We start from the raw sequence: 12,799 nt of genomic DNA on the forward strand, positions 1-12,799 counted from the left end.
ATGGGCGCACCCAGCGGCGGCTACAACGACGGTCAGGGCAAGTAGACGTAAAACGATCTTCATTTTTGCTTTCCTCACACGCACAAAAAAGACGGATACATAGCAACACTTTACTATGTTCCGTCTATGCAGAAAAGGCGTTTCCGTATCTAGGACGGCATCCATGCCTTGATTCCCTGTAAACGCGACCAGCGGTCAGACCTTGATTTGGCCACCCCGTGGCCGCTTCTTATCGCGGTTGCGGTTCGGATCGCGGGGACGGCGGCGAGGCATGAGCGAACGTAGAGAACGAGTCAGGAAGCGTGCAGCCAGGCGACCTGCGCCGTAGGAGTTGAACGACACCCCACCGGCCAAGCCCCCCGCCTTTGATGGAATCTGCACCAGACACAGAAGGGAAATCGCGCCAGTTACCAGGAACGGGAACAGCTGGCTAACTTGTGCGGTATTGGTGATTGCAGCCGCACCGGTCGATGCACGCTCATACAGGGTCATCACTAGAGCATTCGCGGCAATGGTCATGATGATGACTAGGGCATAGTTAGCGAGTTGCTGCACCCAGCGGCTAAAGAAATCGGATGTAGATTGGAACATCAGCGAGAAGATGAACAGCGGTCCGATTGCCATGATGATAGCCAATGCGATTTTGGCACCGACGATCAAGAAGCACGCATAGGCAGTTACCAATATCGTTTGGCCCCAAACCAGGATAGCGACCATATACATGCCAGGGTCACCGACCAATATACCGGCTTGGTCCCAAAACTTTTTACCGGCTTCAAAACCTTTACCCAGGATGCTATCTAGCGAACCAAAAATGGTGCTGGTATCCGAGGCACCGAAGAACGACTGTCCAAGCTCCAAAGGGGCTACGCTAAATGTGTTAACGACATACTGGTTGTATGCGGCGAACTGAAAGCCGACATAGAGAATAATAACCATTTTAAAGATGCGCTGTAGGCCATCCATCATGGGCTCTTTTGTGCCACCTCTCAGCAACGCATAGCCCCAAAACATGACGTATACGGCCAGTAAGGTGTTTACCGCAGGTGCAATAGCGTTGGCGACGGCGACGACGTTCTGCGTAATGAACGCGTTGGTCATCCCGTCTACGAACGTCAGCACCTGCGTATAGGTTTGCGTAGCCATAGCCTGGACTCCGAGTTATTGCCCCTTTGCAGGGGCTTTTTTAAACGAGTCCGGGGCGCTGGTATCCAGACTTGGGAAAGAAGTCTCACCGGACCTTTCGGCCCGGCATTCAGCGTCACAAACCACCTTATCTTTTTCGTCCCAGCAACCCGAGAGGCAGACCAGGACAGCAGCGAGAGCAAAAAACCGTTTCATGTTTTCTTTCCGTAGTCAGTTGTTAGGAATCGAGGTATCCAAGGCGGGGAAACTGTCGTTACTCCCGCTAACCTGCATGCGCATTTCGTTTTGCATCTGGCGCGCTGCGGCATCATTCGCTTGCGTCAGTTGCAGTACGCTTTGTAGTTGCGCCTGGTCGTTCTGCAACTTGGCCTGTTCAGACTGCGCAACAGCTTGCAGGTCCATAATCGCTTTCGGGTCAGTTGAAGAATTGATACTGGAGGAAAGGCGTTGCAAGGTCTGCACACGTGTCGCGGAGTTGTTGTAAGCCGCCTGGCCAAGAGCTTGTTGGTTCGCACTCATGTTGCGCATGTTTGACAGATAGCTTTGCATCTGTGGCGACAAAGACGCTGCTTCGGAAGAAGAAAGGACAGATTGCGACTCACGAATTTGATTAGCCGATGTGGCCAAGTCGCCGTAAGTCGGACCGCTGTTGCTGTTCAACAGGGCCATGCTTTCATCCCAATTATCAGGTAGGCCATTTCGCGGCGAGTCGGACATAAGCCCGCCCATGCCGCGATTGCCGGTCAACGAGCCATATTGCTGCTTGGCCACGTCAAGGTTGTTCTTTATCTCGGTCAGCTGGTTGCTCAGAATGACGCCGTTTGCAATGGCCTTCTCGATGGCCAAGGCGTCGATAACAGGCACGATATCGGCATGGGCGGCCCCCGAGCTAATCGCGGTGGCCAGTCCGATGGCAACGGTGATGCGTTTGAAGTTCATCATGATTTTCTCTCCGCAGCTTTGAAATGTGGTAGCCAGTTTTCTGGCTCGTCGCCGTATTCAGCCCGCAAGGCGTCGACCATGGCGACCGTGTGTTTCTTACTCGACAGAACGTCAAGTTCAAACTTCATACCTTCCATGTCGAACTTGCAGACCACAGAACTGTGCCCTTGTTGCAACACGAAGATCCGGCTGGACTCCGGGTCCGTCTCTTTCACAAGCTGGAACACCCGGTCAGATACGCCGAGCGTCTTGTATTGCTCGTAATCCGCCTTGTCATTGGGGAACAGGATTTTGTTTGGCGTCTGCTCGATCAGGGTGTGCGCGATTGGGCTTTTGAGCGCGTCCTTTGGCGACTGGGAATCCAGCACAACGAACCCATTGTTCTTACGGATGGTTTTCAACTGATCTTCTACGAAGTCCTGGAACGGCGCGTCACCCAGCGCCTTCCAGAATTCAGCGATGAACAGGGCGAACCGCCGACCATCTACCAACGACTGCACCAGGTGAAAGAGGTACATATTGATCGGGGCGCGCAGCTCGTCACTGTTCAGAAACGCGGTTACGTCGAAGCCTGTAATGAGCGCATCGCCCAGTGACCCGGCCAGCGTGTCGGTTTTGTTGTCGAACACCCAGGCGTTTTCGCCATCAGGTTGGCCAGCGCGACGCGCATAGCACCAACGCTGGAGACGCTTGTAGATGATCGAATCCACGTCCAGGAAATCAAGCACCCGGCCCAAGCGCCGGTGTTCCAGATCTTTGCGCAGTACCGAGTTAACAGCCGCCTCGATCCGCTCCACATCGGTAACGTCCAGTGCGTCTACATTCCCTTGCGGCGCCGCAAGGTAGAGCGTCAGACGTTTAAGGAAAGGCATGGTGATAGGGTTGTCTTTGTCCAACTGGAACGGGTTCCAATTGGTCGGCACGCCGCTTTGAACCGGATAGTACCGCCCGCCGAGGGCACGAATGATGATTTCCGTATCCCGGTCTTTCGTAAACAGCACGCACGTTGCGCCGAACTTGGTAAGCATCGCCAGGTTGAATGCCACCCAAGCGGTTTTACCTGAGCCGGTAGGGCCGAGCACCATCGTATGCCCGACGTCCTTAATTTTAACGTCGTTCTTATCCTGCGGATCAGAGGAATGGAACGAGAAGTAATAGGGCGTTCCGGCTGTAGTCATATACATAGTTAACGCATCCCCCCAATGGTTGTTTGTCAAACGACCAGATGGGAAGTTATGCAGCGGAGCGAAACCGCTAAAGTTTTTGCTGTTAATGTCTGATACTCGCGGACGGTCCTTGAACTGACCAGGGAATTGCGCCCAAAAAGCCGACACAATGGCCAAGTCTTCACGAACAGGCGTCATGCCTGTATCACCCAAAATATCAATCGCGTCCGCCACATTGTCATTAAGCCCTTCTACCGTATCGGACTTAACGAACAAGTTGAAATGATGTTCACCCATAACGATGCGCCGCGATGCCAAGTCGTCAAGTGCATCGTCAATTTCATCGATCTGCGATGTTGCATCATCTTCGGCGGCTTCCATGCGGCTTTGAGCTATGCGCATGGTCCGGCGTGCGGATTCTTGCTTGATAAAGCTAAAGGATTGCGTCAATACGAAGTCATAAGGTGCATTGAGCAATTCATTAAGGAACACCGGGCCGGTTTCGGCGGGATAAGTGCCTATCCCCAGCATGGCCCCAAAATAGGTGCTGGTAGCGCCGCGAACCTCGACCGTTTCATTACCCCAGAACGGGCGCGAAGCGGGCAGGAGCTTACGTAGCGGTGCCTGGCCAATTGCGACACGCTGCCAGCGCCCATTCAGCAAGAAACCCATGAATTCCATGGGTTCAGAGCAGTAGACGCCTTGATGTTTGTATATGCCCAGTTTTTCGGCATCGTAGCGGCGCAGCGTTCGCATGACCTGGCGAACGACCTTATCCAGCTTCTCTACCGCCTGTTCGCGCTCGGCCTGGCGGCTGGATTTGTCCGCCTTCGACACCAAGTTAAACATGGCGCTGCCAATAGCGGAGGGGAACGGGCGGTAAACGATTGTCAAATAAAGCTCATTGACGCGTAGTTTCTCGTCTGACAGCCGAGACGAGTATTTATCATTCAGGTCTTTGGCAAACCCTTCTGGAAACTCACCTGGAGGAAATCTATGTTCCCTGCGCCGGATAATATGCTGCCACACGCCGACGTTGTGGCTTGATATATTCTTGAGTAACGCGTTAAGACGCTTATGCCAGATATTAACCTGCTCGTCATCGGCACTTTCAAAGCTTGCACCGGTTAGGCGGATTACTTGCATATAATCCCGGTTTTTCGTCATCACCGTGTGGCGATCTACGTGGACCTCAAACGGGAGCCGCTCAGCAACTGGCGGCTCATGTTTGATAACCTTTTTCCTCAAAGTCTCGGCAAAGCTCATAGCAATCCCCTTTTCTGGAGTTTGCGCAATTTGCGCTTACTCAGTTTCTTTCCGACGTTGAACTCAAGGGGACTGTATGTAGCGGCGCGCCAGTAATAGAAGTTACCGAGGAACGCAAACGCCTTAGTCCTACCCCATAGGTAGATCAGTTCAAACGCCCGAGGGTCGTAGAGACAGATGCAATACAGCATCAGGTGAATAGGGATGAAGGCCAGCAGCCACAACAAATTTTTCGTGAGTACGAAACATTCGATGGTGAACACCATGTTGATGATGAAGGCTTGCCAGGTGACTCCCCAGCGCATCGTGGGACGCGTAGGCCCCACGAACAAGGTATCAACTAGGATTCCGTCGTTCTTATCCATGTGGGGCCTCGCTTTGGTGTGGCTCGGTTACACGCCGAACAGGCCGCGAATCCAGGTGACAATCTGGTCGCTACCGAACAGCAAGACGATGCCGACGACTACGCCAATGAGCCACATCCAGTGAATTTTGCCAAACAAGGCTAGGGCACCTACGACCATCACCGCGATACCCGCGACGGGGGTCAGCATTGCCAAGGTGTCGGCGGACAGTCCAGTCGCACCGGTGGTAAACGGGTTTGCTGCCATGGCCAGCGCCGGGAAGATCGAGCCGATAACAGCGGCCACGAACGCCAGGAGGCGGCGAGTTGCTACAGGGCGGGTTGGGGTTTCATGAGTCGTCTGTACTGTCATAGTCAAGCTCCAGGATTATCGGTGCATTGGGGCAATCAAGCCCCCGTATGTAGCTGGCCAGGGTGTTCAAGTTCGGCCAGAGTCGTGGTTGCTTCCTCGCATTGAATAGAGTGTTTTCGCCATCCTTCCAGGTTAAAACCACTATCAGGCTGAATTTCTGTTCCTCTTTTACCTCCCTCAAAATGAACTGTTTAATGGCCTTATTTTTGGCGTTGTCCTCTAGCTGGTCTTCATAGATGGACGTCATTTCAGTGGCCTCGTGTGTTGAGTGTTGGGCCGTTATCGTATCCTTTTCGGATTGTTTCGGCTTCACCTCGCCACACATCGTGGCCACACCCTTTGGCATATTGCCGCTTCGGTTGTGTCTAGTTTGTGGCTCCAGAACTGGCCTCCTTGTCACCGGCTTCGGGTGATTTTTCCAGGGCTGCCCCGCTGTCCTGATCGTCTTCGGGGGATGCTGCGCGCACGTTCTGTTTGCGCTTGTACACGTCCCAATAAGGGACATCTGCCGGTGCTTGGGGGCTGTCCGCCTGGCCCTGCGGGGCCGTCTGCGGGACAAACGCGGGACGACGGGGCCGGGCTACCTTCCCGGCCTGACCGTCTAACTCGCGCTGTAGCGATTCGATGTTGGTTTTATGGCTCTGCACCGAGGCAGCGATCTGCTGCACTTCTTCGGGTGACTTTTGAGCCTTGATGGCGGCGGCCAGATCGGCGTTCGCTTGATCGAGGGATTTTTGTTCCGTAGTCAGCTCATTGGCTAAGATTGCGCGACGTTGCGCGTCGCGATCTTGCTGCACGTCGTTGCCGACGACTGGATAGCTTTCAGCATACGCCGCGCTTGGAAGCGCGGCAGATGCGCATATGGCCGCTAAGAGCGCGAGTGGTGCCAGCTTCATAACCTCTCCCTGGTCCGGCAGGCCGGACATTGCTTTACTGTGGTTTGACCCTACAGCAATGCCCTTTCTGCTGCAACACTTTTACGATAAGTGTAAATGTGAATATCGTATAGTTGTTTACCGTTCCGGTTCAGCTTCCAGCTTTCCCGGCGTGTTCTCCTTCGCAGCTGCGCGCTGCTGGGCTTTAAGCTCAATATTCCAGTCTTTCCCAGCGGTCGGGCGTTGACGCTCAACCTCTTGGCTCACAGCCTCTTTGAGCCGGTCCCCAAGCCGATCACCTGCTTTGTCTGCGTTGAAACCGTCTACGATCTTGTAGCCCTGGCCTTCCAGGTGTTTAGCCGCTCCCTGGAGAATGTCACGGGTACTGCCTGCGGTGCCGATCACCAGCGCTTCGGGGTTCAGCGCCTGATAACTCATGGCCTCAATTGACGACTCTACAAACACCGCCAGTTTCGATGCGGCCTTACCGGTGAAGTACAGACCGCGATCCCCACGGATACCGTGGAAGGGCTTGCTGTAAGGCCCCCGTAATTCCGCACCGGACATTTTCCCGTCCAACGTGCGAAGGGCGAAAACAGCATTGCCAAACTTATCTGCCCAAAGTCGTCCCTTGTCGATTGCCGTATTGACAATTTGTTCCGGGATGCCTCGGGTATTTGTTAAGTAATTCATGACCCTAGCCAGCTTTTTCGGGTCCGGTTCGGGAATTTCCAATTTGGGTTTGGGTGTCGAGTCCAGGATACGGGTTGCCTGATGCCGCGCCTCGGCCTGGTAGGTTTGTACGGCTGCTTCGCGGCCATGAGTGCCGCCGAGCCAGGCCACGGCATCTCTGAAACCGAAACCGCCCAGGTGCATGGCCAGGTCAATTGCCCCACCGCCGCCCTTGTCGGCATCGTGGTTGTAGAACTTTTCGTCCGTGACCGTCACCCGCCCGGCGTGGGTTTTCCAATTCCGCTTTGGGTCTGCGGGGTCGCGGATCGCTCCGAATCCTTCCAAGACGGCTTCCAGTTCGATGCCGCGCGCCTTGTCTATGTCTGACTTTTCCATGGGAGTCCTCCGACAAAAGATCAAAAGATGCTACTACGGAAAACAAATTTCCGCATTGACAGAAACACCTTAACACCCGACAGAAGGTAAAGAAAAGTATGGACTTACCAGATAGGGCGGCAGTATAATGGACCCATGCAGACGAAAGGCTGCATAAGCGACGAAGCCCCGGACGGCGGCAACCGTACCAGGGCTTCTAATCACAGCTAACTAGATGGGAGTTAAGCCATGACTACTCAATATCTTACCGCCGCTGACACCGCAAAGCTCGTTCGCAAAGCGCTGAAAGAAGCGTTCCCGGACATGAAATTTAGCGTGCGCAGTCATACCTACTCGGGCGGCGCGAGCCTCACCGTGGCGTGGACAGATGGTCCGAACATCAAACAGGTTGAGGCCGTTACCTGCCGTTTCCAGGGTTCGTACTTCGATGGGCAGATCGACTACAAGGGTTCTATCTATCACCTGGTGGGCGGCGTGCCCGTATCCTTCGGCGCCGATAGCATCCACTGCCGGCGTTCTTTCTCGGACGTGGCCATTGAGCAAGGTATTGACCGCGTTTTCCGCAAGTATCCGCAGAATTTCCGCGAGGCTGGCATTGCTAAGCCTACGATTGAGGAATTCCGTTCCGGCCGCCTGTGGGCCACGTATGTACCCTTCATGAGCAGCCATTGCGGTGACAGCCTGCAGGGCGAGATTAACGCCGCGATCAACCACCACAGCGACCGCCTGCGGGGCAAGGAAAGCCCTACAGCACAGAGCGTTTTTGTCACGCACGACGATGGCTACAGCCGACAATGCGGCAGCGGATACAGCGCTGTAAGCGTCCACTAACAAGACTGGCCCTTCGGGGCCAGTTTTCATTTCCCGGGCAAGGTGCCGCACCTGCTATTCAATCCCCCGCTTTGCTGGTTTGTACAATCCAATTTTGTGGATTGTACAAACCAAGAATCCGCACGCACACCATCTGGCCCGGGAAATGAAAACAGCCCCACTGCTGGGCGTCTTGACGTTAAGCGGTTTAACCACTAGATTTAGGCGTTGAGTTAAACGGTATAACCCCGGAAACGAAAAGACTATGACCGCACACGCGCAAACCATCATGGCTACGAAGGTTGACGACCGCATAAAGCGCCGTTTCGACGCTGCCATGCGCGCACGCGGCACTAACACCTCAGCGGTGTTACGCAAGGCGATTATGCAGTATCTGAGCGAGTTGGACGCCGGTATAGAGCATCCACAGTTCAAGCTGGAGTTGGACGGCCCCGAGGCCGGAGAGAAGACCCCTAGCCACTGACGGCGGGGCAAAAAAAAAGAGCACCAACGACTAGATATCTTGGCGGATTCGTCGTGGTGCTCACCGTATAGGTGAAGAGAGTATGGATTCCTGCGCAGCTATGTGCAAGATGAGCCGTGATTTATTTCACGTCCGTCTATCTCCTCACCGCCGTTCTGGCGGTGAGTTATGGCCTTAAGAGTCAAAGACAGAGCCGTCTCCGCTCGGCCCAATCAGAGCTTTTTCCAGGAAGGTACCGCCCTTAATCGCGTCCTCCAGGAATGCCCCTACCTGCCCCGTTGCAGCGATGACAAAACCGCTGCGCGCATCCTGCCGCGTGAATACGCCGTCTGCTATCCGTATATGCAGATCAACCGGGAAGGCATGGTGTCGTGGCTAATCTTCGACCTGGATCATTACAACGCGCTGATTTGGGATGACGCCGGGCTACCGCCGCCAAATCTCATAGTGCGCAATAGACGTACAGGCGGAACACACCTCTATTACGCCATTATCCCGGTATGTACTACCGACAACGCACGCAGTCGGCCCATTAACTACCTGAAAGCCATCTACAAGGCTTTTGTGGCGGCGCTCGATGCCGATCCTAATTACCATGGCGGCCCAGTCGCTAAGACGCCTGGCCATCCATGGTGGCAGACCCAAGAACTGCATAACCACGTCTACGAGCTGGCCGACCTGGCCGAGTGCGTAGACCTGGAGCCGATCACCCCATGGGGCAAAGGACCAGACTACGAAGCGGCGTCCCACTCGCGGCACTGTATGTTGTTCGAGAACCTGCGGTTCTACGCCTATAGCATCGTCAACCAAGAGCGCGATAAAGGTTCCTATGACCACTTTGTCCGGCGCTTAACTGCTCACGCACACAACGCTAACCGCTTTGGCGGGCGTGGCTCTTTTATCACTGACTTACCGTTGTCCTCGATCCGGTCAACGGTCAAATCCGTCGCCCGGTGGACCTGGAGCAAGTACACAGGCAACAGCCGGTGCCACCGTGGCGTGATGGAGCTAGACAAAAGCCTTCCCCTGGTCGAGCGACAACGCCTGGCGGCCAAACGAACCCACCAGGAGCGCCACAAGGCCACAGAATCCAAGATCCGTGCTGCGTGTCGCATCCTATTGCAGCAGGGCAAGCCGCTTGCTCAAGCGGCCATTGCGAGCCTTGCAGGTGTTACCAGGCAGACGGTGGCCACCTATCGACACATCCTTACCGAAGTCCGCGTTAACAACGTGGTGCCCTTCAACGCCGGCGCTTTTAGCCAGGCGGCCAGATCCGCCCCGAATGACCAGCCAGAACCAGGCCAGGGCGGGAAAATTAGTGATGTTAAGTATGGTGCCAATCAGATACCTGCCCCTAGGCGGCGCGGTAAGCGACGCCCAAGGCAGCTGCTTTTAGCCTTTGATGACCCCCCATAAAGCATAGTGCGGTGGCTAATGGGGAGTGATTCGACACACCGTAGAGACATTTCCCCCCACACCAAACCCGCAAGGCTTGTGCGTTGGCCAGGTGATCCAAGACAGCGCGACTACGGAAAGAAAATCCCGTCATACCAGCTTGACCACCGGTTATCCGCCGTTTGGATTAATCTGTTTACTCAAGTCAAAAATTAACCTATTCTGTGAGTATTCCAGGCGGCAACCTGGACGGCTAACAAGATGGGAGTTAGTGACTTATGGCTAGATCGAGGCAAAGCCATGCGACGAAAAGAGCGACTGACACCGCAGGACTTCGACACGCTCAAGGCCCATATGGGCTCGCGGTGGAAGCCTGCAAACATCGAGGCGGTGCGCCAAGTCATGGTCGAGGGGCGCAAGCAGAAGGACATAGCCGCCGATCTTGGCGTTACGGAGAAAGCCGTTTCGCAGATGGTGAAAAAAGCATACGACTTGCACCAGGAACACGGCACAGCGCCGGAAGGCTGGGTAACAGTCTTTGCCACCTTACCCCCTGACCTGGCGGAACACGTCAGGCACATGGAACAAACCGCACGGGCAAACTTGAGCAGAGGCAAACAATGAACGTACCGCGCAGATTCAAGCAGAAATCATGGGTTAACCAGAAGGGCGGCAGCGGTAAGTCGATCCTGTCCTATAACGATGCGTTTTACCTGGCTGAACTGGGCAAGCGCGTGCTGTACCTGGACGGCGACGAACAAGGCAACGGCAGTAAACGCCTGGTGCAATACGCTGTTCCTGGCATGGTGGCATCTGATCTTTTCAAGGACAGCCCTCTTGCAGCCATCCAGCCAGTTGAGGGGCAAAACCTTAGCGTCCTAATGGGTGACAAAGGTCTGATCAAGGCTGAGCGCACCACGATGGACGATGAAGAAATGGTAGCCCTGGTGCGTGCCCAAATCGGTCGTATCGCGGAGCATTTCGATTATGTGATTGTCGATACCGCTGGTTCCAACAGCCGTGTGGCTAACGCGTTTCTGGTCAGCTCTGATTACGTGGCCATCCCGTGCCGGATCGACGATTACAGCATTGATGTGGCGAAAGAGGTCTTGAAGCGGATTGCGTTCATTCAGCAACAGTGGAACCCGCACCTGGTAAGCCTAGGCATTTTGCCAAATGAGTTTGACGCGACCCAGCCAGCACAAACCGAATGGCTCAAGCAGTTGATGACCCATTTCCGTAAGTACCTCTTTGGCGGTCTGGTCAAGAAAAGCGCGGCATTGAAGGAAGCCGCGGCTGAAGGTGTGCCGGTATGGCGCTTGCGCGATGAAAAAGGCCAGATCAAAACCGCTGCGCGTACGTCCGGTAAAGAGGTGCGCGCCGTATTTGAAATGATGATGAAAGCGATGGAGCAGGCCAATGGCTAAGAAACTGGACCTCACCGACCTGGCGAACTTTGACCCGACACCGGCAGCAGCACCGGCCGCTTCGGGCGCGAGTGCTGGCCCTGTCCAAGTGCCAACGGGGGACGTTATCCCCGACCCAAAGCAACCGCGTAAGAAGTTCGACCAGGACAAGCTTGAAAAATTGGCCAAGACCATCAAAGCCAGCCGCCTTAACCAGCCGGTTACGGTTCGGCCAAAGAACGCCGATGGCAAATACGTAATTGTCATGGGCGAACGCCGGTGGCGTGCTTGTACCCTTGCCGGACTGGAAACCATACCGGTGATCTTCGGGGACAAGGCCGATGGTTATGACCAAGTGACGGAGAACACGGAGCAGGAGCCTCTAACCACGATGGAGCTTGCGCGCTTCATTGCGGAGAAGATCCAGGAAGGCGACAAACGATCTTATATCGCCGAACGTCTCGGGATGCGTGCCGATGCGGTATCGCAACACCTGGCGCTGGCGACGGCACCGGATTTCATTCAGCAGCTGGGCGACGATACGCAGATCGGTGGCCGTACCCTGTACGAATTGATCCAGGCACACAAAGAGTATCCTGCCGAGGTCGAGCGGTTCGCCCAGCAGCCAGCCGAGGAAATCACTCGGGCATCGCTGGGGCGGCTGGTGGAGCAGTTGCGCACACGCGAAGCGCTGCAAGCCGAGGCGGATGCCCAAGCCAAGGCGCAAGCCGAGGCGAAGGCCCAGCAGAGCGACAATGCGCCAGGCGGTGGCCAGAACACCGGTCCTGCTAACCAGGAGGAAACCACAGGGCCGAAACCTGATGGTGACGGACATTTAGAACGTCCGTTGGATCTGCCGCCGCCAGTGCAAACAACACCAGCAACCCCGGAATCAAAAGTCCAGGACAGTGGCCAAGCTTGGCCAGTGGTTAAAATCCTGGTCGAAGGCCGGGCCGCCAGCCTCACCCCTACCGGCACTGTCCAGGTGGTTTATGCTGACACGGGCGAGATTGGCGAGGTCGATTTATCGACCGTCCAAATCTTGAGCGTGGAGGAACGCAGGAATGAAAGCTCATAAGGTAGCTACTGGTTCACTGCGACTGGCAGCGTTCTCGCTGCTGTCGCTAATTCGTCCGGCAGTGGTGCTGGTCCTGGAGGTCATTGCAGCCCTTTCGCTGCTGGGCTTTCTGGCCTGTGCCTTGTTCGGGCAATGGTTCATATTTACCGTGTTCCTGGTAGCGGGCGTGGTATCTACGGCTTTGGCCTGGAGCTATGATGCTCTGCTAAGCCGCCTGGTCCCGTTCGGCTACGGCTTCCTATCGGAGTGACTGAATGGCATGTATTCCAGGATCAACTAGGCCAGGCCATTGCCTGGCCGTTTTCTTTGAATACCCTAACGCATATATATGTTAGATACGTGTATTTCTGCCGTCTCGATCCGCTTAGCCAGGGTATTGGCGGCGGTATCGACCTGCCACATACTGGTTGCATATACAGTAGAAGGAGCCAATATGTTTTGGGATGA

The 12,799-nt window shown here is 55.1% G+C and carries 15 protein-coding genes; 7 read left to right on the plus strand and 8 right to left on the minus strand.

The features are described from left to right. Window positions 1-195: 195 nt before the first annotated feature. The 8 genes from QMX93_RS18600 to QMX93_RS18635 all read right to left on the minus strand — a co-directional run bounded on the left by QMX93_RS18600 (window position 196) and on the right by QMX93_RS18635 (window position 7,179). A complete protein-coding gene (locus tag QMX93_RS18600; RefSeq protein WP_044466214.1) occupies window positions 196-1,146 on the minus strand; it encodes a type IV secretion system protein in 951 nt (316 codons plus the stop codon). A 210-nt stretch (window positions 1,147-1,356) separates the two neighbouring features. Then, window positions 1,357-2,088, minus strand: a complete 732-nt coding sequence (locus QMX93_RS18605) for a type IV secretion system protein (RefSeq protein WP_044466215.1) — start codon at window positions 2,086-2,088, stop codon at window positions 1,357-1,359. Beyond that, window positions 2,085-4,520: a VirB4 family type IV secretion/conjugal transfer ATPase gene (locus tag QMX93_RS18610; RefSeq protein ID WP_044466216.1), complete on the minus strand. Its 2,436-nt coding sequence runs from the start codon at window positions 4,518-4,520 to the stop codon at window positions 2,085-2,087. The genes QMX93_RS18605 and QMX93_RS18610 overlap by 4 nt, the downstream gene beginning before the upstream one ends. Beyond that, complete coding sequence (locus tag QMX93_RS18615) at window positions 4,517-4,885, minus strand: VirB3 family type IV secretion system protein (RefSeq protein ID WP_044466217.1); 369 nt, start codon at window positions 4,883-4,885, stop codon at window positions 4,517-4,519. The genes QMX93_RS18610 and QMX93_RS18615 overlap by 4 nt, the downstream gene beginning before the upstream one ends. Window positions 4,886-4,912: 27 nt before the next feature. Beyond that, on the minus strand, window positions 4,913-5,236 hold the full coding sequence (locus QMX93_RS18620) for a TrbC/VirB2 family protein (RefSeq protein ID WP_044466218.1): 324 nt from the start codon (window positions 5,234-5,236) through the stop codon (window positions 4,913-4,915). Next, entirely contained in the window at window positions 5,214-5,582 is a 369-nt protein-coding gene (locus tag QMX93_RS18625) for a hypothetical protein (protein ID WP_044466219.1), read from the minus strand. The genes QMX93_RS18620 and QMX93_RS18625 overlap by 23 nt, the downstream gene beginning before the upstream one ends. Window positions 5,583-5,601: 19 nt before the next feature. Then, window positions 5,602-6,132 carry a hypothetical protein gene (locus QMX93_RS18630; RefSeq protein WP_146034182.1) on the minus strand — a complete coding sequence of 177 codons (531 nt, stop codon included), beginning with the start codon at window positions 6,130-6,132 and terminating at the stop codon, window positions 5,602-5,604. A 117-nt stretch (window positions 6,133-6,249) separates the two neighbouring features. Beyond that, window positions 6,250-7,179 (minus strand): DUF3991 and TOPRIM domain-containing protein, encoded by a 930-nt coding sequence (locus tag QMX93_RS18635; protein ID WP_282357594.1) that lies wholly within the window; start codon window positions 7,177-7,179, stop codon window positions 6,250-6,252. A 228-nt stretch (window positions 7,180-7,407) separates the two neighbouring features. On the opposite strand from QMX93_RS18635, the gene QMX93_RS18640 reads away from it, so the two are divergent. The 7 genes from QMX93_RS18640 to QMX93_RS18670 all read left to right on the plus strand — a co-directional run bounded on the left by QMX93_RS18640 (window position 7,408) and on the right by QMX93_RS18670 (window position 12,602). Beyond that, window positions 7,408-8,010, plus strand: coding sequence for an LPD29 domain-containing protein (locus QMX93_RS18640; RefSeq protein WP_044466221.1), 603 nt, complete (start codon window positions 7,408-7,410; stop codon window positions 8,008-8,010). A 244-nt stretch (window positions 8,011-8,254) separates the two neighbouring features. Next, window positions 8,255-8,473, plus strand: a complete 219-nt coding sequence (locus QMX93_RS18645; RefSeq protein WP_044466222.1) for a CopG family transcriptional regulator — start codon at window positions 8,255-8,257, stop codon at window positions 8,471-8,473. A 168-nt stretch (window positions 8,474-8,641) separates the two neighbouring features. After that, window positions 8,642-9,889 (plus strand): replication initiation protein, encoded by a 1,248-nt coding sequence (locus QMX93_RS18650; RefSeq protein WP_044466223.1) that lies wholly within the window; start codon window positions 8,642-8,644, stop codon window positions 9,887-9,889. Between the two features lie 279 nt (window positions 9,890-10,168). Beyond that, window positions 10,169-10,492 (plus strand): TrfB-related DNA-binding protein, encoded by a 324-nt coding sequence (locus QMX93_RS18655; RefSeq protein ID WP_024126003.1) that lies wholly within the window; start codon window positions 10,169-10,171, stop codon window positions 10,490-10,492. After that, window positions 10,489-11,295, plus strand: a complete 807-nt coding sequence (locus tag QMX93_RS18660; protein WP_044466224.1) for a ParA family protein — start codon at window positions 10,489-10,491, stop codon at window positions 11,293-11,295. The genes QMX93_RS18655 and QMX93_RS18660 overlap by 4 nt, the downstream gene beginning before the upstream one ends. Next, window positions 11,288-12,352, plus strand: a complete 1,065-nt coding sequence (locus QMX93_RS18665; RefSeq protein WP_044466225.1) for a ParB/RepB/Spo0J family partition protein — start codon at window positions 11,288-11,290, stop codon at window positions 12,350-12,352. Before QMX93_RS18660 ends, QMX93_RS18665 begins: the two co-directional genes overlap by 8 nt. After that, complete coding sequence (locus QMX93_RS18670) at window positions 12,339-12,602, plus strand: hypothetical protein (protein WP_044466226.1); 264 nt, start codon at window positions 12,339-12,341, stop codon at window positions 12,600-12,602. Before QMX93_RS18665 ends, QMX93_RS18670 begins: the two co-directional genes overlap by 14 nt. The last annotated feature ends 197 nt before the right edge of the window (window positions 12,603-12,799 follow it).

Origin of the sequence: Pseudomonas sp. PS01303 (assembly GCF_029959385.1) — a bacterium.
Classification (GTDB): Bacteria; Pseudomonadota; Gammaproteobacteria; order Pseudomonadales; family Pseudomonadaceae; genus Aquipseudomonas; species Aquipseudomonas rustica.

Excerpts from the sequence above, each read along its gene's own strand:
- QMX93_RS18600 (WP_044466214.1), bottom strand. The coding sequence starts at position 1,146 with ATGGCTACGCAAACCTATACGCAGGTGCTGACGTTCGTAGACGGGATG.
- QMX93_RS18605 (WP_044466215.1), bottom strand. The coding sequence starts at position 2,088 with ATGATGAACTTCAAACGCATCACCGTTGCCATCGGACTGGCCACCGCG.
- QMX93_RS18610 (WP_044466216.1), bottom strand. The coding sequence starts at position 4,520 with ATGAGCTTTGCCGAGACTTTGAGGAAAAAGGTTATCAAACATGAGCCG.
- QMX93_RS18615 (WP_044466217.1), bottom strand. The coding sequence starts at position 4,885 with ATGGATAAGAACGACGGAATCCTAGTTGATACCTTGTTCGTGGGGCCT.
- QMX93_RS18620 (WP_044466218.1), bottom strand. The coding sequence starts at position 5,236 with ATGACAGTACAGACGACTCATGAAACCCCAACCCGCCCTGTAGCAACT.
- QMX93_RS18625 (WP_044466219.1), bottom strand. The coding sequence starts at position 5,582 with ATGCCAAAGGGTGTGGCCACGATGTGTGGCGAGGTGAAGCCGAAACAA.
- QMX93_RS18630 (WP_146034182.1), bottom strand. The coding sequence starts at position 6,132 with ATGAAGCTGGCACCACTCGCGCTCTTAGCGGCCATATGCGCATCTGCC.
- QMX93_RS18635 (WP_282357594.1), bottom strand. The coding sequence starts at position 7,179 with ATGGAAAAGTCAGACATAGACAAGGCGCGCGGCATCGAACTGGAAGCC.
- QMX93_RS18640 (WP_044466221.1), top strand. The coding sequence starts at position 7,408 with ATGACTACTCAATATCTTACCGCCGCTGACACCGCAAAGCTCGTTCGC.
- QMX93_RS18645 (WP_044466222.1), top strand. The coding sequence starts at position 8,255 with ATGACCGCACACGCGCAAACCATCATGGCTACGAAGGTTGACGACCGC.
- QMX93_RS18650 (WP_044466223.1), top strand. The coding sequence starts at position 8,642 with ATGGCCTTAAGAGTCAAAGACAGAGCCGTCTCCGCTCGGCCCAATCAG.
- QMX93_RS18655 (WP_024126003.1), top strand. The coding sequence starts at position 10,169 with ATGCGACGAAAAGAGCGACTGACACCGCAGGACTTCGACACGCTCAAG.
- QMX93_RS18660 (WP_044466224.1), top strand. The coding sequence starts at position 10,489 with ATGAACGTACCGCGCAGATTCAAGCAGAAATCATGGGTTAACCAGAAG.
- QMX93_RS18665 (WP_044466225.1), top strand. The coding sequence starts at position 11,288 with ATGGCTAAGAAACTGGACCTCACCGACCTGGCGAACTTTGACCCGACA.
- QMX93_RS18670 (WP_044466226.1), top strand. The coding sequence starts at position 12,339 with ATGAAAGCTCATAAGGTAGCTACTGGTTCACTGCGACTGGCAGCGTTC.